Source organism: Parapusillimonas granuli (assembly GCF_013416525.1).
Taxonomy (GTDB): domain Bacteria; phylum Pseudomonadota; class Gammaproteobacteria; order Burkholderiales; family Burkholderiaceae_B; genus Parapusillimonas; species Parapusillimonas granuli.
Genome location: NZ_JACCEM010000004.1, coordinates 404443 through 423350, shown reverse-complemented (window position 1 = coordinate 423350; position 18908 = coordinate 404443). Strand labels below are relative to the sequence as shown.

Annotated in this window: 14 protein-coding genes and 1 pseudogene; 9 read left to right on the top strand and 6 right to left on the bottom strand. The window is 66.4% G+C overall.

Annotated features, from left to right (window positions below; genetic code table 11):
- Positions 1-28: 28 nt before the first annotated feature.
- The 8 genes and pseudogenes from tviB (at position 29) to H0A72_RS22425 (ending at position 10249) form a co-directional block, all read left to right on the top strand.
- Positions 29-1303, top strand: coding sequence for a Vi polysaccharide biosynthesis UDP-N-acetylglucosamine C-6 dehydrogenase TviB (tviB, locus tag H0A72_RS09640; protein WP_180154854.1), 1275 nt, complete (start codon positions 29-31; stop codon positions 1301-1303).
- Between the two features lie 32 nt (positions 1304-1335).
- Positions 1336-2361 (top strand): SDR family oxidoreductase, encoded by a 1026-nt coding sequence (locus tag H0A72_RS09635; protein ID WP_180154853.1) that lies wholly within the window; start codon positions 1336-1338, stop codon positions 2359-2361.
- Between the two features lies 1 nt (position 2362).
- Positions 2363-3691 (top strand): murein biosynthesis integral membrane protein MurJ, encoded by a 1329-nt coding sequence (murJ, locus tag H0A72_RS09630; protein WP_180154852.1) that lies wholly within the window; start codon positions 2363-2365, stop codon positions 3689-3691.
- Between the two features lie 81 nt (positions 3692-3772).
- Positions 3773-4870: a glycosyltransferase family 4 protein gene (locus H0A72_RS09625; protein WP_180154928.1), complete on the top strand. Its 1098-nt coding sequence runs from the start codon at positions 3773-3775 to the stop codon at positions 4868-4870.
- Positions 4855-6771 (top strand): asparagine synthase (glutamine-hydrolyzing), encoded by a 1917-nt coding sequence (gene asnB / locus H0A72_RS09620; RefSeq protein WP_180154851.1) that lies wholly within the window; start codon positions 4855-4857, stop codon positions 6769-6771. The genes H0A72_RS09625 and asnB overlap by 16 nt, the downstream gene beginning before the upstream one ends.
- Positions 6768-7901: a glycosyltransferase family 4 protein gene (locus H0A72_RS09615; RefSeq protein WP_180154850.1), complete on the top strand. Its 1134-nt coding sequence runs from the start codon at positions 6768-6770 to the stop codon at positions 7899-7901. The genes asnB and H0A72_RS09615 overlap by 4 nt, the downstream gene beginning before the upstream one ends.
- Positions 7898-8911: pseudogene (locus H0A72_RS22430) on the top strand (glycosyltransferase); the annotation flags it as partial. The gene H0A72_RS09615 and the pseudogene H0A72_RS22430, both read left to right, overlap by 4 nt.
- A gap of 165 nt (positions 8912-9076) precedes the next feature.
- Positions 9077-10249 (top strand): glycosyltransferase family 4 protein, encoded by a 1173-nt coding sequence (locus H0A72_RS22425; protein WP_343060169.1) that lies wholly within the window; start codon positions 9077-9079, stop codon positions 10247-10249.
- Positions 10250-10283: 34 nt separating this feature from the next.
- Here H0A72_RS22425 and H0A72_RS09605 read toward each other — a convergent pair whose 3' ends face one another.
- Entirely contained in the window at positions 10284-11675 is a 1392-nt protein-coding gene (locus H0A72_RS09605) for a phosphohexomutase domain-containing protein (protein WP_180154848.1), read from the bottom strand.
- Between the two features lie 142 nt (positions 11676-11817).
- Between H0A72_RS09605 and H0A72_RS09600 the strand changes: the two genes are divergently transcribed.
- Positions 11818-13227 carry an FAD-binding oxidoreductase gene (locus tag H0A72_RS09600; RefSeq protein ID WP_180154847.1) on the top strand — a complete coding sequence of 470 codons (1410 nt, stop codon included), beginning with the start codon at positions 11818-11820 and terminating at the stop codon, positions 13225-13227.
- Between the two features lie 51 nt (positions 13228-13278).
- On the opposite strand, the gene fahA is transcribed toward H0A72_RS09600, so the two are convergent.
- The 5 genes from fahA to H0A72_RS09575 are packed head-to-tail and all read right to left on the bottom strand — an operon-like array spanning position 13279 to position 18838.
- Entirely contained in the window at positions 13279-14598 is a 1320-nt protein-coding gene (gene fahA / locus H0A72_RS09595) for a fumarylacetoacetase (RefSeq protein WP_180154846.1), read from the bottom strand.
- 20 nt (positions 14599-14618) lie between these two features.
- Positions 14619-15920: a homogentisate 1,2-dioxygenase gene (gene hmgA / locus H0A72_RS09590; protein ID WP_180154845.1), complete on the bottom strand. Its 1302-nt coding sequence runs from the start codon at positions 15918-15920 to the stop codon at positions 14619-14621.
- 27 nt (positions 15921-15947) lie between these two features.
- Positions 15948-16160: a DUF2783 domain-containing protein gene (locus H0A72_RS09585; protein ID WP_180154844.1), complete on the bottom strand. Its 213-nt coding sequence runs from the start codon at positions 16158-16160 to the stop codon at positions 15948-15950.
- Positions 16157-17839: an FAD-dependent oxidoreductase gene (locus H0A72_RS09580; protein WP_343060168.1), complete on the bottom strand. Its 1683-nt coding sequence runs from the start codon at positions 17837-17839 to the stop codon at positions 16157-16159. The genes H0A72_RS09585 and H0A72_RS09580 overlap by 4 nt, the downstream gene beginning before the upstream one ends.
- Before the next feature lie 45 nt (positions 17840-17884).
- Entirely contained in the window at positions 17885-18838 is a 954-nt protein-coding gene (locus H0A72_RS09575; RefSeq protein WP_180154842.1) for an MBL fold metallo-hydrolase, read from the bottom strand.
- Between the last annotated feature and the right edge of the window lie 70 nt (positions 18839-18908).

Below are 18908 nucleotides of genomic sequence, written 5' to 3'. Positions count from 1 at the left end.
TAAAGCGCGCAGCGCGGGAGATACAAAATTGCAGATTCAAGACGTGAAGCTTGCGGTGGTCGGCCTCGGTTACGTGGGCTTGCCCCTGGCGGTGGAATTCGGCAAGAAGCGCCCGGTACTGGGCTTCGACATCAATATGCGCCGAGTGGCCGAGCTCAAGGAAGGTCGGGACCACACGCTCGAGGTCGACCCCGGGGAACTGGCGCGGGCGACGCATCTGGAGTTCACGCACGAGGCCGAGCACCTGGCCCGGGCCAATGTGTTCATCGTGACCGTGCCCACGCCCATCGACCAATACAAGCAGCCCGATCTCACGCCGTTGATCCGCGCCAGCGAAACCATAGGAAAAGTTCTCAAGCGCGGCGACATCGTCATCTATGAGTCCACGGTGTATCCGGGCGCCACCGAGGAGGTCTGCGTGCCGGTGCTCGAGAGCATCTCGGGGCTGCGGTTCAATGAAGACTTTTTTGCCGGCTACAGCCCCGAGCGCATCAACCCCGGCGACAAGGCGCATCGCGTTTCCACCATCAAGAAGGTGACCTCCGGCTCGACGCCCGAAGTGGCCGGCCTGATCGACGAGCTCTACGGCGAGATCATCGTCGCGGGCACCCACAAGGCGCCGTCCATCCGCGTGGCCGAGGCCGCCAAAGTCATCGAGAATACCCAGCGCGATGTCAACATCGCCTTGATCAACGAGCTGGCCCTGATCTTCAACAAGCTGGGCATAGACACCCAGGCGGTGCTGGAGGCGGCGGGCACGAAGTGGAACTTCCTGCCCTTCCGGCCGGGCCTGGTGGGCGGGCATTGCATCGGCGTCGACCCCTACTACCTCACGCACAAGGCGCAGTCCATCGGCTATCACCCCGAGATCATCCTCGCCGGGCGCCGCCTGAACGATTCGATGGGCGGCTATGTGGTGTCGCAGCTGGTCAAGGCGATGACGAAGCGCTCCATACAGGTGCAGGGTTCGCGGGTGCTGGTGATGGGGCTGACTTTCAAGGAGAACTGCCCGGACCTGCGCAATACGCGCGTCGTGGACATCGTGCGCGAGCTGGGCGAATACAACATCGAGGTCGACGTCCACGACCCATGGGTGGACCCCGAGGAAGCCGTGCGCGAATACGGCATCACGCCGGTTGCGAATCCCGCCCAGGGCGCCTACGATGGAATCATCATTGCCGTCGCCCATCACCAGTTCGCCGCCATGGGCGTCGGCGCCATTCGGGCCCTGGGCAAGCCCGAGCACGTCCTGTACGACTTGAAGTATGTGCTTGCGGCCCAGGAGGCCGACATCCGCCTTTGAGGCGGGGCATCAAACGTCAGAAAGGTTTTGCCATGAGTAATCGATATCAGGAAGTCACGACGGCGCTGCGGGCCGAGCCCAAGAACTGGCTGGTCACCGGCTGCGCCGGCTTCATCGGGTCCAATCTGCTCGAAGCGCTGCTCGTCATGGGCCAGAAAGTCCGTGGCCTGGACAACTTCGCCACAGGGTATCGCCACAATCTGGACGAAGTCCAGAAGACCGTGACCCCCGAGCAATGGGCGAATTTTTCCTTCGTCGAAGGCGACATCCGCGATTTCGATACCTGCCGGAAAGCGGTGGACGGCGTGGATTTCGTCCTGCACCAGGCGGCCCTGGGTTCGGTTCCGCGTTCGCTGAAGGATCCCATCACCACCAACGCGGTCAATGTGGGCGGTTTTCTGAACATGCTCGTCGCGGCGCGCGACGCCCAGGTCCAGGCTTTCGTGTATGCGGCATCCAGCTCCACCTACGGCGACCTGGAAGAACTGCCCAAGGTCGAAGAACGCATCGGCAGGCCGCTGTCGCCATATGCCGTCACGAAGTACGTGAACGAGCTGTATGCCGACGTCTTCACCCGCTCCTACGGCTTCGGCAGCGTGGGGCTGCGCTACTTCAACGTATTCGGCAAGCGGCAGGACCCCAACGGCGCCTACGCCGCCGTGATCCCCACCTGGATCGCCGCGATGATACGCGGCGAAGACGTCGTGGTGAACGGCGACGGCGAAACCAGCCGCGATTTCTGCTTCATCGACAATGTCGTGCAGGCCAACATCCTGGCGGCGCTGGCGCAGCCCGAAGGCATCAACCAGGTCTACAACGTGGCGGTCAACGCCCGGACCAGCCTGAACGAGCTTTTCGACTACCTGGCCAAGGCGCTGGGCAACAACGGCATCGTGTACGACAGGCAGCCCGTGTACCGGGACTTCCGCGCCGGCGACGTGCGCCATTCGCAAGCCGACATCAGCAAGGCCAAGGAACTGCTGGGCTACGAGCCCATGCACAATATCGTGCAAGGGATAGAAGTCGCCATGCCCTGGTACACGCAATTCCTGCGTTGACTTGAAAACGCTCAAACAGCGCCTGTCCAGCCTGCATTCCGACCACCGGCGCATTGCCCAGGGGGCGATGCGTGTCGCCTTTTTCCTGCTGCTGGGCAAGGCCGCCGGCGCGTTCAAGGAAATGGCGGTGGCCTACCGCTACGGCATCAGCGACGCCGTGGACGCCTACCAGTTCACCATGACGATGGCCAACTGGCTGCCCATCACGCTGGTGGGCGCGCTGTCCGTGGTGTTGATCCCGGTGCTGGTGCGCGCGCGCGGCGAAGCGCGCCCCGAGCGGGCGCGCTTCCTGGGCGAGCTCCAGGGCTGGACGATCGCGGTGGGCACGGTGCTGGCGGTGGCGCTCTACGTGGCGTGGCCCTGGGTGCTGCGGTGGGCGGGGGCGGGGCTGTCGCCCCAGGCCGCGCGCATGAGCGGCGAGCTCATGCTTGCGTTCGCCCCGGCGGCCCTGCTGACCCTGATGACGGGGATCAGCGCGGCGCGCCTGCGGGCCCACGAGCGCCACATCAATACCCTGCTGGACAGCGTGCCGGCGGTCGTCATACTGATATGGGTCATGCTGGCCGGCGTGGTGACCGACGTCGGGCCCTTGCTGTGGGGCACGCTGGTGGGCTACCTGATCCAGTCGATCTGGCTGTTCCAGCTGGCATCGCGCGCCGACGGCATGCGGGGCCGGCCGGCCCTGGCGCTCCGCTCGCACCATTGGCCCGATCTGGTCAAGGCGGCGGGCGTCATGCTCATCGGCCAGGTGGCCATGAGCTTCGTCGGGCCCATCGACCAATACACGGCCGCCAATCTCGGCTCGAACGCCAACGCGACCCTGGGCTATGCGACCCGCCTGCTGTCCCTGCTGCTGGGAGTCGGCGCGGCGTCGGTCGGGCGCGCGGCCCTGCCGGTGCTGGCGGACATCCAGCAGCGCGGCGATGCCGAAAGAGCCCGCGCGACGGCGCTGAAGTGGTCGGCGCTGATGCTGCTGGCGGGCGGCGCGGTCACCCTGCTGGGCTGGGCGCTGGCGCCCTGGGGCGTGGCGCTGCTGTTCGAGCGCGGCGCCTTCGGCGCGCAGGATACGCAGGCCGTGGCGCAGGTGCTGCGCTGGGGGCTGCTGCAAATGCCGTTCTATTTCGGCGTGCTGATCCTGGTCCAGCTGCTCGCCAGCCAGAATCGCTATCGCATCATGGCCGCCATCGCCGTGGCCAATTTCGCGCTCAAGGCGGTCATGAACCCCCTCCTGGCCCCGTCGATGGGCGCCGCGGGCATCATGCTGGCCACGAGCATCATGTATGCCCTATCGTACGCCTGCTATGTGGCGGTCGCGCTGCGCCGGCCGTAGCCGCACGCCGCAGGCGCCGGGCATTCTCTTTTCATGGATACAGGTATTGTCTTGAGTAATCGATCCGTTCCCGCCCATCTGATGATCTTCATCCATTCCCTGAGCGGCGGCGGGGCTGAACGCGTTGCGGCCGACATCAGCGCATACTGGGTCGAGCTGGGCTGGCAAGTGACGGTGGTCACGCAGGCGGCCGCCGACACCGACGCCTATTCCCTGCACCCCAAGGTCAGGCGCCACGTCCTGGGCACGGCCGGGTATTCCGGCGGCGGCCTGAGCGGCGTGCTGGCCAACCTGAGGCGCGTATGGCGGTTGCGCCGCCTGATCAAGCGCCTGCGCCCCTCGGTGGTTCTGGGCATGATGACGACGGCTTCCGTGCTGGCCGTGGAGGCCGCGCGGGGCTTGAACTGCCGGGTCATCGCCACCGAGCATACGCATCCGCCGTCCCAGGAGCTGCCCGAGATCTGGCTGCGCCTGCGCCGCCGCGCCTATCCGCGGGCGGCCGCCGTGGTGGCGCTGACGGCCGGCACGGCGCAGTGGCTGCAAGAGCACGTGCCGGGCTGCCGGCTCGCGGTCATTCCCAACGCGGTCCGCTGGCCCATAGAAAGCGCGGAGCCGCGCCTGGAGCCGGCGCGGCGCAACGGCCGCTTTCGCCTGCTCGCCGTCGGGCGGCTGCACCCGCACAAGGGCTTCGACCTGCTGATATCGGCATTCCAGGAAATCGCGGACCATTTCCCCTTATGGGACCTGGTCATCCTGGGCGAAGGCGAGAGCCGCGAAGCGCTGCAGGAACAGATCGACGCCGCCGGCCTGTCCGACCGCGTGAGCATGCCGGGCCGGGCCGGCAACGTGGCCGACTGGTATTTGCAGTCCGACCTCTATGTGCTGAGTTCGCGGGTCGAGGGCCTGTCCAACACGCTAATCGAATCCATGGCCAGCGGGCTGGCGCCGGTGGCTTTCGACTGCGAAACCGGCCCGCGCGAAATCATCCGCGACGGCATAGACGGCGTGCTGGTCCGGCCGGCGGGCGATGCGGAGGCCTTGGCGGCGCATTTGTCCGATATGATGGCGCATCCGGAAAAGCGCGAAGCCTACGCACGGCGCGCCGTCGACGTGCGCGATCGTTTTTCGGTCGCCAGGGTGATGGCGCTGTGGGGAAATTTATTATGTGTGGAATCGTAGGAATCTGGGGCGATCTGCCGGGCAAGCGGCCCGTCGTCGAACGCGGCTGCGAGCGCATCAAGCATCGCGGCCCCGACAGCCAGGGGTATTGGGAAGACGCCCAGGCCGGCATCGCGCTGGGCCATGTGCGGCTCGCCATCCTGGATCTCAGCCCGGCCGGGCATCAGCCCATGGTGTCGGCCTGCGGCCGCTACGTCATGGTGCTCAACGGGGAAATCTACAATCACCTGGAACTGCGGGCGCAATTGCAGGCGCGCGGCGAGGCCCCCGCATGGCGCGGCCATTCCGATACGGAAACCGTGCTGGCGGCGTTCGCGGCCTGGGGCGTTGAACGGTCCCTGGCGGCCATGACCGGCATGTTCGCCATCGCGCTGTGGGATCGCCGGACGCGCAGCCTGAGCCTCATGCGGGACCGCATGGGCGAGAAGCCGCTGTACCTGGGTTATGCGGCGGGGAATTTCGTCTTCGGCTCGGAGCTCAAGGCCATCACGGCCATGCCGGGCTTCGACGCAAGCATAGACCGGCGCGCCCTGTCTTTGCTATTGCGCCACAACTATATTCCCGCGCCATACAGCATCTACCGCGGCATCGGCAAGCTCATGCCCGGGCACCGGCTCACGCTGACGGAAGCAGACCTGCGGACGGGCGCGCTGCCCGCCGCCACGGCGTATTGGTCGGCCGCCGGCGTCAGCGCGGCGGCGCGCGGCAACATGCTGTCCTTCGAGTCCGACGGCGCGGCGGCCGATGCGCTGGAAGAAGTCCTGTCGACGGCCGTGGGCAGGCAGATGATTTCGGACGTCGAGCTCGGCGCGTTTCTATCCGGCGGCATCGATTCTTCCACCATCGTCGCGCTGATGCGAAACCGGTCGTCCCGGCCCGTGCGCACTTTCGCCATCGGCTTCGACGATCCCGCCTACGACGAAGCACGGCATGCCAAAGAGGTCGCCCGCCACCTGGGAACGGAGCACACGGAGATGTACGTGAGCGCGGCCGACGCCCTGGCGGTCGTGCCCCGGCTTCCCGAACTGTACGACGAACCGTTTGCCGATTCCTCGCAAATCCCGACCGCGCTCGTCATGCGCATGGCGCGGCGGCACGTCACGGTGGCGCTTTCCGGCGATGGCGGCGATGAATTGTTTTCCGGCTATGCGCGCTATTTCCGGGCGGCGGACTGGTGGCGCAAGCGGCAGCGCTTGCCGCGCTTCGCCCACGGCACGCTGGCCGCCGCCGCCAGGTCGGGCGCGGCCATGATGCCGGCGGGCCGCCGCCGCGACCGCCTGGAGAAACTGTCCGAAGCCTTGGCGGCAAGCAGCCAGGGCCTGTTCTACCGGCAGTTCGTCTCGTACTGGAAGGATCCGGCGCAAGCGGTGGTGGGCGCGGAACTGCCCGAAACCTGCTTCGACGCCCGGATCGAAGGGGGCCTCCACGAAACCATGTCCCTGCTCGATATCCTGAGCTATCTGCCCGACGACATTCTGGTCAAGGTCGACCGCGCGGCCATGGCGGTCGGGCTGGAAACCCGCGTGCCGATGCTGGATCACCAGGTGGTGGAATTCTCGCGCCGCCTGCCGCTGTCCTACAAGATCCGGTCGGGGCAGGGCAAGTGGCTGCTGCGCCAGGTGCTGTACCGCCACGTGCCCCAGGCGCTGGTCGACCGCCCCAAGAAGGGTTTTTCCGTGCCTTTGGCCGCCTGGCTGCGCGGGCCGCTGAACGAGTGGGCCAATGCCTTGCTGGACCCGGCGCGGCTGAATCGCGAGGGCCTGTTCCATTCCGGCCCCATCCTGCGAAAATGGCGTGAACACCAACGGAATGAACAGGACTGGAGCACCCATTTGTGGGGCGTCCTGATGACGCAGGCATGGCTGGACTCCGTCCGGGCCGCCGATGTGAGGCCTACATGAAAATACTGTTCTTCGTCAGCTCCATGCATGCCGGCGGCGCGGAAAGAGTGGCCGCCACCCTGTCCAGCGCATGGGCGCGGCGCGGCGACAGCGTGACGCTGGTGCCCACTTATACCAGGAAAGGCACTTGCTTCTATCACCTGAATCCGGCGGTGCGCCTGGTCTGGCTGGCGGACCGCATGAGCTGGCTGGGCCGCAGGCTGCTGCCCAGCGTCAGCAAGTGGTTCGCGGTCCGGCGGCTGATCCGGGAGGTCGAACCGGACGTCATCGTATCCTTCCTGACCAACGTCAACGTAGTCGTGCTCTCGGCCACGCGCGGCATGAAAATCCCCGTCATCGTTTGCGAGCGGACCAATCCGGCATTCAGCAGCAGCGCGAGCGATACGCTCAAGCGGCTGCGCCGCTCGCTGTATCCCCGCGCGACCACCGTGGTGCTGCAGTCCCGGGACAGCGTGGACGCCTTCCGCGCCATGGTGCCCGGGCTCAAGGACATCGCCGTCGTGCCCAACCCGCTGCCGCCCGGCATCGACGAGGTCGGCCAGGCCGAAGTGGTGTCCTGGCCGCGGCGCTATCGGCTGCTGGGCATGGGCCGGCTGGTGCCCAGCAAGCGCTTCGACGCCCTCATCCAGGCGTTCTCGGCCCTGGCCGAGGCTTATCCCGATTGGGACTTGGTCATATGGGGGGAGGGGCCTGAAAGAAAGAATCTCGAGCAGCTCGTTCAAGCATCGGGCCTCGCGTCCCGGGTTTCCTTGCCGGGGCGCACCGAGCAGCCCTGGGAAGAAGTCGTCAAGGCGGACGTATTCGCCATGACGTCCGAAGTCGAGGGCTTTCCCAACGTGCTGCTCGAAGCCATGGCCCTGGGGCGGGCGTGCGTCAGCGTCGACTGCCCCAGCGGCCCGCGCGAGATCAGCGAGGGCGGCAAGTACGCCTTGCTGGCTCCGCTGGGCGACCAGCCCGCGCTGTGCAACGCCCTGGAGCAATTGATGAGCGACCCCACGCTGCGCGATGTCATGGGCCGCCGCGCGGCGGCCTCCGTGCGCGAGCGCTACGGCTTGCCGGGCATCTTGGCCCAGTGGGACGGCGTGTTCGCGCGCGCGATGCAGCCGGCCGACACGGAGCGGCCGGCATGAGCGCGGCGCAGCGTCCCGCCACGGCCATCCGCGTCGTCCATATCATTTCGGGCCTGGGCCAGGGCGGCGCCGAGACGGTTCTTCACCGCCTGGTCACGGCACCGGAGCAGGCGCAGGAACATATCGTGGTCTCGCTGGGCGACGAGGGCGTGTTCGGCGCGCGCTTGCGTGAGGCGGGCATTGCCGTGCACGCCCTGCACATGAAGCAAGGCGCCGTGAAAGGCCTGTGGCGCTTGTTCCGGCTGCTGCGCGAGCTGCGGCCCGACGTGGTGCAGACGTGGATGTATCACGCGGACCTGCTGGGGGGCGTGGCCGCCCGGCTGGCGGGAATCAAGGCGGTATCCTGGGGCATACGCAATTCCGGGGCGGACCTGAGCAAGGGCAGCCGCTCGGCCCGGGCGCTGCCCCGGGTTTGCGCCTGGCTGTCCGGCCTGGTGCCGCAGGTGATCGTCAGCTGCGCGCGGGATGCCGCGGACCGCCACCGTGGATGGGGCTACCGGTCCGACCGCCTGCTCGTCATTCCCAATGGCTATGACTTGTCGCGCTGGCGTCCGGACGCCGACGCCCGGGCGCGGGTGCGCGCGCAATGGGGCGTGGCGCGTGATGCGCCGGTGATCGGGGCCGTCGCGCGCTGGAATCCCCTGAAAGACCACGCCAATCTGATCGAAGCCTTCTCTCTTTGCCTGAAGACGCAGCCGGATTTGCGCTGCGTGCTGATCGGAGACGGCATGGACGCCGCCAATGCCGAGCTCGCGGGGCTGCTGGACCGCCATGGCGTGCGCGGCCGCACGATACTGATGGGGCGCCGCGACGACGTGCCGGCGCTCATGAACGGCCTGGATGTCCACGTGCTGTCGAGCCGCGCGGAAGGGTTTCCCAACGTGGTGGCCGAAGCCATGGCCAGCGGCGTGGCCTGCGTGGTGACGGACGTGGGCGACGCCGCCGCCATCGTCGGCGATGCCGGCTGGGTCGTGCCGCCGCGCGATCCGCGGTCGCTCGCGCAGGCCGTCGGCGCGGCGGTGCTCGACCTTTCCGCTCCCGGGCACGCCGAGCGGCTCGAACGGGGCCGCAACAGCGTGGCGGCCCGCTACAGCCTGAACGCCATGGTGCAGGCCTACCAGGCCGTCTGGCAGCGACTGGCCATGGATTTCCCACGTGCCGGCCGGCCGGCCGGAATGCCCGACGCGCCCGCGCGGCCGCGGCTGCTGTTCGTGGTGAACAATCCCGCCTTCTTCCTGTCGCATCGTTTGCCGGTGGCGCTGGGTGCGCGGCAGGCCGGGTACGAGGTGCACGTCGCAACCATGGACGGCGCCGCGGTCACCGCCATCACCGCACACGGTTTTCCGCATCACGTGATCCCCATGTCGCGCAGCGGCCGGAATCCCATCGAAGAACTCAGCAGCCTGCATGCGCTCTGGCGCCTGTTTCGCCGCCTGCGCCCGGACCTCGTGCATGCGGTGACCATCAAGCCGGTGCTCTACGGGGGCATCGCCGCCAGGCTTGCCGGGGTGCGCGCCTACGTGGCCGCGGTATCGGGGCTGGGCTTCATCTTCATGCGCAAGCCCGGCGGGTTCGATTTCCTGAGAACGGCGGCCACCTTCCTGTACAAGCTGGCATTGGGCCACGGCAACAGCCGCGTCATCTTTCAGAACGAGAGCGACCGCGGCGTGCTGATGCGGGCCGGCGTGGTCAAGGCGCGCCAGGCGGTGCTGATACGCGGATCCGGCGTGGATCTGGCCGCCTTCCCCATGAAGCCCGAGCCCGACGGCCCGGTGCGCGCCATCATGGTCGCGCGGTTATTGAAAGACAAGGGCGTGGTGGAATTCGTGCAGGCCGCCAGGCTTGCCGCGAGCGAAGCCACGGCGCTGCGCTGGGTGCTGGCCGGTTCGCCTGACCCCGGCAACCCGGCCAGCATCAGCGACGCCGAATTCGACCGCTGGAAGCAGGAAGGCGTGGTGGAATGCCTGGGCGAACGCAAGGACGTCGCCGATCTGTATGCGGGGGCCCACATCGCGGTGCTGCCTTCATATCGGGAGGGCCTGCCGAAATCCTTGGTCGAGGCGGCGGCCTGCGGGCGCGCGGTGGTGACGACGGACGTGCCGGGCTGCCGGGATGCGATCGAGCCCGGAGTCTCGGGCGTGCTGGTGCCGGCCCGGGACGCGCGCGCATTGGCGGACGCGGTATCGCGTTTGGCGGGCGATGCGCCGTTGCGCAGGCAGATGGGGGCGGCGGGGCGTGCCCTGGCGGAGGCCGAGTTCGACATCCGCAAGGTGGTCGAGGCGCATCTGGCCATTTATGCGGAGTTGTTGCCGGGGCGGGGCGCCGATGCCGGCGCCTTGGAAGCGTAGCGGCGGGGCATCGCGCCAGACCCCCGCCCGCCGCTCAAAACGGCAGCGTGATGCCGGGAGCGACGGCGACGAGAGCCGCGCGGAACTCCGCTTTGATGCGCTCCAGGTCTTCGGGGCTGTCGCCCTCGAAGCGCAGGACGACCACCGGCGTGGTGTTGGACGCGCGAGCCAGGCCGAAACCGTCCGCGTACTCGGCGCGCACGCCGTCTATGGTGCTGATGCTGCTGGCCGAAGGAAACTTGCCTTCATTTTGCAGGCGCTCGATCAAGGCATGGGGCTCGCCTTCCGACATCTCCAGCTTGATCTCGGGCGTGGAAATGTCCTGCGGAAGGTCTTCCAGGACAGCCGACGGGTTTTCATGCTCCGAAAGGATTTCCAGCAGGCGCGCGCCGGTGTAGAGGCCGTCGTCGAAACCGAACCAGCGCTCCTTGAAAAAGATGTGGCCGCTCATTTCGCCCGCCAGCGGCGCGCCCGTTTCCGCCAGCTTCGCCTTGATCATCGAATGCCCCGTTTGCCACATGACCGGCCGGCCGGAGGCCTGCTTGATGGCGCGCGCCACATGGCGGCTGCACTTTACGTCGAAGATGATGGTGGCCCCCGGCTCGCGCTTGAGGACGTCGCGCGCGTACAGGATCAACTGGCGGTCGGGCCAGATGATTTCCCCCGATTTGGTCACCACGCCCAGGCGGTCGGCGTCGCCGTCGAACGCCAGCCCGAGCTCGCAATCGCTTTCCTGCACGTGACGGATCAGGTCCTGCAGATTGTGCGGGTCGGCCGGATCGGGATGATGGTTGGGAAAGTTGCCGTCCACCTCACAAAACAGCGGGTCGACCGTGCAGCCCAGCGACTCGTACAGGCGCCGGGCAACGACGCCGCCCACGCCATTGCCGCAATCGATGGCGATCTTCATGGGGCGGGCGAGCTTGATGGTGCTGCTGATGTACTGCACATAAGCATCCAGCAGATTCAACTCCCGGCGTGTGCCCGGCGCTATGCCGTCGATGGGATCGAGGTTTTCCATGATGGCGCGCAGCTGCTGTATGCCGTCCCCGAACAGCGTCTTGCCGCCCAGCATCATTTTGAAGCCGTTGTAGGCGGGCGGATTGTGGCTGCCGGTGATGGCGACCCCGGACCCGGTGTGCTGGGTGTGCGCGGCGAAGTACACGAGGGGAGTGGGAACCATGCCCAGATCGATGGTGTCGATGCCGCCCGCCAGCAAGCCCTTCTGCAGCCCTTCCGCCAGGCCGGGACTGCTATGGCGGCCATCGTAGCCGACGACCATGGCTTCGACGCCTTCGGCCCGCGCCCGCTGGGCCAGGGCGAGCCCGAGCGCATGGGCGAAATCGGGGTTCAGTTGATCGGGCACGATGCCGCGAATGTCGTATGCTTTGAAAACCGCGGTTGGCAGGGGGGGGCTGGTGGTCACGAGCTGTCCTTGAAGAATTCATCCTGTAGATATGATTATCCCGGATTCCGCGCTGAAATGCCCGCGCGGCCGCGCCGTGCACGGCATGGGCGCGGGTCTCTGCTTTAAAATGGCCGTCACATTGAATTTCGGAAGGCGCACGATGAGTCAAATAGACGAACTGGTTCGGATCCTCGGTACGCAGCACGTGCTGGCCGGGGAAGATGCGAAGCCCTACACGGTCGACTGGCGCGGCCGCTACAGCGGCGCCGCGCTGGCCGTCGCCAAGCCCGGCACGACGGACGAAGTCGCGCAGGTGGTGCGCTGGTGCGCGGCCAACAACATTCCCATGGTGCCGCAGGGCGGCAATACGGGCTTGTGCGGCGGCGCCACGCCCGATGACAGCGGCGAGGCGGTGGTGATCTCGCTCGCAAGATTGAACCGCGTGCGCGGCATCGATACCGACAACGACACCATGGTGGCCGAAGCGGGCTGCATTCTCCAAGCCGTGCAGCAGGCGGCCCGCGAGGCGGACCGCCTCTTTCCGCTCAGCCTGGCGGCGGAAGGCAGCTGCACCATAGGCGGCAACCTGGCCACCAACGCCGGCGGCACCCAGGTGCTGCGCTACGGCAATGCCCGCGACCTGGTCCTGGGCCTGGAAGTCGTCACCGCCGAAGGCGAGGTGCTGCACGGCCTGCGGGGGCTGCGCAAGGACAACACCGGGTATGACTTGCGCAATCTGTATGTCGGAAGCGAAGGCACGCTGGGCATCATTACCGCCGCCTCCCTGAAGCTCTATCCCTTGCCGGTCGCATCATGCACGGCCTTGCTCGCGCTGGAATCCGTCAGGGACGCCGTCACGGTGCTGTCGCGGGCCCGCAAAGGCTTCGGCGCCGCACTGACCGGCTTCGAGCTCATCGCCGGCAACTGCCTGCAAGGCGTGGTCAAGTGCTATCCCCAGCAACGCATTCCATTCGAGGGCCCCTCCGCCGCCATGCCTTGGTACGCGCTGCTCGAGCTGTCCGACAGCGAGAGCGCCGACCATGCCCGCGAGCGCTTCGAGGCGGTGGTGGGCGACATGCTGGAAGCCGGCCTGGCCCGGGACGCGGTGATCGCCGAGAACATCACGCAGAGCAAGGCCTTGTGGCATCTGCGCGAAAGCATTCCATTGTCTGAAAAAGAATTCGGCAAAAGCATCAAGCACGATGTATCGATTCCGGTCTCGCTCATGGCGGATTTCGTCGAGACCACCAATGCGGCCCTGCAGAAGAAATTCCCGGGCATCCAGCACGTGATCTTCGGCCATCTGGGCGACGGGAATCTGCATTACAACGTGGCGCCGGGCGGGGTCTATACGGAAGAAGAATTGCTGTCCCGCCAGTACGACGTCTATGAACTGGTGCACGACAGCGTGCATCGTTTCCATGGTTCGATCAGTGCGGAGCATGGGGTGGGGCAACTGAAGCGCGACGTGCTGCCGCGCTACAAGGACCCGGTCGAGATGGCGCTGATGTGGCGTATCAAGCAGGCGCTGGATCCGCGCGGGTTGATGAACCCCGGCAAGGTGCTGTGATGGGCGGGCGGGGCTTGCCGCGCAATGGGCGCGCAGCCCCGCCCATCCGGATCACGCCTTGGCCGGCAGCACCATCCCCGCGCTTTCACCAAGACTGATGGTCGGGTAGCCGTCCTTCCGGCATGCCGCCCGAAGAATCACCTCGTCGTGATCCTCCAGGAAATTGCGCTCTTCGCCCCAGGGCAGCCGTACCGGGTGCTTCCCGCCGCCATTGATCTCCAGCAGCGAGCCCTCCTGCCCCTTCCCGGGCCCCGACAGCGTGCCCGTGCCCAGGAGGTCGCCCGGCTGCAGATTGCAGCCGTTGACCGTGTGGTGCGTGATCAGCTGCGCCACGTTCCAGTACGCATCCTTGAAATTGCTGCTCGACAGCGGCGCCGGCGCCGCCCCCTGCGCACGCGACTGCTCGGTGCTCAGCAAGACCTGGAGCTGGATATCGAAAGCGCCCGACGCCTGGTTTTCCGGCGAGCTGAGATACGGAAGCGGCTGGGGATCGGCCGCGTCGCGCTGGAAGGGCACGCGGAAGGGCGCCAGGGCTTCCAGCGTGACCACCCATGGCGAAATCGTGCTGGCGAAATTCTTGGCCAGGAAGGGGCCCAAGGGCTGATATTCCCAGGCTTGCAGATCGCGCGCCGACCAATCGTTCAGAATGCACAGCCCGAAAACATGGGACTCCGCCTGGCCTATCGTTATCCGGTCGCCTTGGGCGTTGCCCCGGCCCACGAAAATGCCGAGCTCCAGTTCGTAGTCCAGGCGCTGGCAGGGGCCGAAGTTGGGCTGCCCGCCTTCCGTGGACGGGCGCGTCTGGCCTACCGGGCGCGGGAACTTCTGGCCCGAGACCCCGATGCTGGACGCGCGGCCGTGGTAGCCGATGGGCACCCATTTGTAGTTGGGCAGCAGGGGGTTGTCGGGACGGAACTGCTTGCCGACCGCCGTGGCGTGATGCACCGAAATATAGAAGTCGGTGTAGTCGCCGATGCGCGCCGGCAGCGTCAGTTCGACGCCGGACAGCTTGTGCAGCAGGGGCTCCAGCCGAGTCTGCTGCGCGGAACCCGCGCGCAGCGCGCGGGACAGCTCGAGGCGCAGCGCGGACCAGTGCGCGGGATCGAGCGCCATCAGGCCGTTCAGCGTGTCCGACTGGCAGGCGTCCAGGGCCGTGGCCGCCTTGCCCGACCATGGCTGCAACCGGGCCAGCGCGGCCAGGTCCAGCACGGAATCGCCGATGGCGACGCCGGGGCGGAAGCCGTCGTTGGCGCCGGCGGGGCGGAATACGCCGAACGGCAGGTTCTGGATGGGAAAGCCGTTGTCGGCGACGTTGGCGGAAGCGACCCAGCTCTGCAGTGCCGGGTCGTGGGTTTCATTGAGGTGAGACATGTACTGGTCCTGTCGATACGTTAAGGCTTGTTTGGATTGAAGTGCTTCTTCAGACCCGACCAGGCCGCATCATAATTGCTTTGCAGAGTCTTGGACGACAGGGCCGCATCGGTCGGCCGGATGACGCGCCGAGTCTCGAACATGAAGGCCATGGTGTCGCGGATGTACGTGGGCTGGCTGAGATCGGCGGTGGACGCCTTTTCGAAGGTGCCCGCGTCCGGCCCGTGCGGAGACATGCAGTTGTGCAGGCTGGCGCCGCCGGGCGTGAAGCCTTCGGCTTTCGCATCGTATTCGCCATGGATCAGCCCCATGAATTCGCCGGCGATGTTGCGGTGGAACCATGGCGGGCGGAACGTATTTTCCATGGCCAGGATGCGCGGCGGGAAGATGGCGAAATCCATATTGGCCGCGCCCGGGGTGTCGGAAGGCGAGGTCAGGACGGTGAAGATGCAGGGATCGGGGTGGTCGTAGCTGATGGACCCGATGGCGTTGTACTTGCGCAGGTCGTACTTGTAGGGCGCATGCGTGCCATGCCAGGCGACCACGTCCAGCGGCGAATGCTGGAGCACGGTGCGCCAGAAGCCGCCGGTGAACTTGGCGATCAGCTCGTGCTCGCCTTCGACGTCTTCATACCAGGCGACCGGGATCTCGAAATCGCGGGCATTGGCCATGCCGTTCGAGCCGATGGGCCCGAGCTCCGGCAGGCGCATGGGCGCGCCGAAGTTCTCGAGCACGTAGCCGCGGGCGGCGGCGTCCGGGAGTTCGACGCGAAAGCGCACGCCGCGCGGGATGACGGCGATTTCCAGCGGGGAGACGTCCATCAGCCCGAGCTCGGTGGCCAGGCGCAGCCGCCCTTGCTGGGGCACGAACATCATCTCCGCGTCGGCGTTGTAGAAGATGCGGTTCTTCATGGACTGGTTGGCGGCATACAAATTGATGCTGACGCCGACCTGGTCGTCGCAATGCCCGTTGCCGGCCCAGGTGTGCATGCCTTGCAGGAAGTCCGTGGGCTCCGTGGGGATGTCCAGGGGGTTCCAGCGCAGGCGGTTGGGCGTGACCGGGCCGCTGCCGAACGTGTTGGTCCAGCCGGTGACGCCGGCGTAGGGTTCGAACGCGCCTTGCAGCGCCGTGGGCCGGATGCGGTACAGCCAGGAACGGCGGTTTTCGGCGCGCGCTACGGTGAACGCGGTGCCGGACAGCTGTTCCGCGTAAAGGCCGTAAGGGCAGACTTGCGGGGAATTCCGGCCTTGGGGCAGGGCGCCCGGCAATGCCTCCGTGGCGCAATGATTACCGAAACCGGACTGATATTTGAGGTCGCTCATGGCGTGGTTCCTGTAGGTGATTAGGCTTCAGGCTGTGGGCCGGACCGCGGCCCGGGCCTTGTCCAGGGCGTCGGAGATGACGTCGAGGTCGCCGATGTGATTGGAAAGCAGCAGCACCAGCGCCGCATTCATGGCATGGCTTTGTTCCGTGCTCAGATCGCGATGCGCATCGATGAGGCGCTCGTAGAAATCGTCGGGCACAGCGAAATTCGGTTGGGTGTTCAGGCGGTTGTGGATCATGGTGCGTTCCCTGGCGTGGCGTCTATGGCGCGGTTCAGCGCCTCGGCGATGGCCGGCACGGAAATCGAGCGCCAGCGCGCGGCGATGTGCTGGTCGGGGCGTATCAGGTAGCAGGCGCTGTCCAGCGCATCATAGCGGCGCGTGACGACCATTTCGTGGTCCTCGACCCAGGCCAGGCCCTTGGGCGCCCGCTGCGCCAGCGCGGGCGACAGCACCAGGACGACCTTCACGCCGACGGGGTGGTCCTGCAGCGCTTGCAGGTCTTCCAGGACGCGGGCCGTGGGCAGGTGCGTATTGCACATGACGGCCACGACGAAGCGACCGTCGAGCTGGGCCAGCCACCAGCCGCGCTCGCCGTTGGCCGTGACCGGGCCGTCGGGCGCCACTGCGCCCAGCGGCAGGCTCTTGCTGAAGGCATAGACGTCGGGCGTGTTGAGGCGCGACCAGGTATAGAACGTGGGAGTGGACAGCCTGCCGCTGTTGACCAGCGTGCGGGCGAAGGGATGCTCTTTGGCCAGCTGCAGCGTCATGTTCCGGAACAGCAGGCTGATCTCGCTCTTGGGCGTGATGAAATCGGTGGACCGGGACGAGTTCAGGATGTTTTCGTCGGCAGCGGGCTCGCGCTCGTGGCTGTAGGTGTCGATGAGGCTTTCCGGCGCCAGCCCGCGCTGCACGAGCGCCAGCTTCCAGCCGAGATTGTCCGCATCCTGCACGCCGCTGTTCGCGCCGCGCGCGCCGAAAGGCGACACCCGATGGGCCGAATCGCCGGCGAAGATCACGCGTCCATGGCGGAAGGCGTCCATGCGCTCGCAGGCGAAGGTGTAGATGCTGACCCATTCCAGCTCGAACTTGGCGTCTTTGCCCAGCAGGGCCTGGATGCGCGGCGTGACGTTCTCGGGCTTGACCTCTTCGACCGGGTCCGCGTCCCAGCCGAGCTGGAAATCGATGCGCCAGACATTGTCGGGCTGGCTGTGCAGCAGCACGGATTGGTTGGGATGGAAAGGCGGGTCGAACCAGAACCAGCGCTCGGTCGGGAAATCGGCCTCCATCTTGATGTCGGCGATCAGGAAGCGGTCGCGGAAGATCCGGCCGTGGCTTTCCTGGCCCAGCATCTTGCGCACGGGGGACCGCGCCCCATCGCAGGCGATCAGCCAGTCCGCCGTCAGCGCGTAGGAGCCGTCGGGCGTTTCGACCGTGACCGCCACGCCCGCTTCCAGCGGTTCGACCTTGGCGACCTTGTGCTTCCAGCGCAATTCGATGTTGGGATGGGCGGCAGCCGCTTCGTACAGATAGCCTTCGCAATAATATTGCTGCAGATTGATGAAGGCGGGGCGGCGATGGCCTTGCTCGGGCAGGAGATCGAACCGCCAGACCTCTTCGTCCTTGAAGAATACGCGGCCGACATTCCAGGACACGCCTTTTTGCAGCATGCGCTCGCCGACGTCCAGCCTGTCCCAGATGTCCAGCGTGCGCTTGGCGAAGCAGATCGCGCGCGAGCCCACGGACAGCTTGTTGTCGTCATCCAGCACCAGCACGGGCAGGCCGCGCCGCGCAAGGTCCAGCGCCATCGTCATGCCGACCGGGCCGGCGCCGACGACCACGACTGGCCGCCGCGCCTCCGGCTGGGCTGGAGGCGGCGCATAGGCGAGCTCCAGCGTCTGGTAGTTCGTCTCTTCCACCATTTTGTTCCTCTGTCTGTATCTTGTCGTACTTGGGCGGAGGGATCAGCCTTCGAGCTGCTTCCACATTTCGATGTCGCGCTCGGCCGTCCAGATGCGGGGATCGTCGTAGCCGGTGGCTTCGTCGTAGGCGCGCGAGACGTCGAAGGGCATGCAGTGATCGAAGATGACCCAGTCCGAATAGCGAGGCTTCATGAAGTCGTAGGTCTCGCGGTAGATGGTCTTCAGATCCTTGCCTGCGGCGACGCCGGAATTCACGCTGGAATACAGGTCGGTCAGGAAGGCGCGCGTACCCGCCAGCCCCTTGCGGACTTCTTCGGCGGATTTCAGCGCCGGCCCGCGGCCCGGCACCATTTTCTCGGCCTTGAATTCGGCCAGGGTATCGAGAGTCAGCGGCCATTCGCGGAAATAGCAGTCGCCGGCGTAGGGCGTGGACTGGTATTCGACCAGGTCGCCCGCGAAGAGGATGCGCTGCTCGGGCAGCCATGCGATGGTGTCGCCCTTGGTGTGGCCGCGGCCCACCTGCATGATGTGGACTTCCAGGTTGCCCAGGTCGACCGTCATTTCGCCGTCGAAGGTGATGGTGGGCCAGGTCAGGCCCGGCGGCACGGATTCGACGTTGCGGAACAGCCTTGGGAAACGGCCGATTTCGCTGGCCTTGTCCTGTTCGCCGCGTTCGACGATCAAGTCGTAGGTGTCGCGGCTGGCGATGATTTCCTGCGCGTTGTAGGCCGACGCCCCCAGCACGCGCACGGCGTGGTAGTGGGACAGCAGGATGTACTTGATGGGTTTGTCGGTGACTTCGCGCACGCGCTTGATGACGTCCTGGGCCATGACGGGGGTGGCCTGGGTGTCGATCACCATGACGGCGTCGTCGCCGATGATGACCCCGGTATTGGGATCGCCTTCCGCCGTGTAGGCGTAGGCGTTGTCCGACAGTTTTTCAAACGAGACGACCTTGTCTTCGAGGTCGGCGTGAGATGCGAATTGCTTGGTCATGAGAAATATAGCCTCCAGTTGGTGGACGAAATATACCGCAGCATTCGTTTATGTTCAACGTGTTTGTTAT

Bases quoted from the DNA above. Each gene is read 5' to 3' on its own strand.
- H0A72_RS09635 (WP_180154853.1), top strand. From the start codon at position 1,336: ATGAGTAATCGATATCAGGAAGTCACGACGGCGCTGCGGGCCGAGCCC.
- hmgA (WP_180154845.1), bottom strand. From the start codon at position 15,920: ATGAGCGACCTCAAATATCAGTCCGGTTTCGGTAATCATTGCGCCACG.
- H0A72_RS09625 (WP_180154928.1), top strand. From the start codon at position 3,773: ATGATCTTCATCCATTCCCTGAGCGGCGGCGGGGCTGAACGCGTTGCG.
- asnB (WP_180154851.1), top strand. From the start codon at position 4,855: ATGTGTGGAATCGTAGGAATCTGGGGCGATCTGCCGGGCAAGCGGCCC.
- H0A72_RS09600 (WP_180154847.1), top strand. From the start codon at position 11,818: ATGAGTCAAATAGACGAACTGGTTCGGATCCTCGGTACGCAGCACGTG.
- H0A72_RS22425 (WP_343060169.1), top strand. From the start codon at position 9,077: ATGCCCGACGCGCCCGCGCGGCCGCGGCTGCTGTTCGTGGTGAACAAT.
- H0A72_RS09615 (WP_180154850.1), top strand. From the start codon at position 6,768: ATGAAAATACTGTTCTTCGTCAGCTCCATGCATGCCGGCGGCGCGGAA.
- H0A72_RS09575 (WP_180154842.1), bottom strand. From the start codon at position 18,838: ATGACCAAGCAATTCGCATCTCACGCCGACCTCGAAGACAAGGTCGTC.
- H0A72_RS09585 (WP_180154844.1), bottom strand. From the start codon at position 16,160: ATGATCCACAACCGCCTGAACACCCAACCGAATTTCGCTGTGCCCGAC.
- fahA (WP_180154846.1), bottom strand. From the start codon at position 14,598: ATGTCTCACCTCAATGAAACCCACGACCCGGCACTGCAGAGCTGGGTC.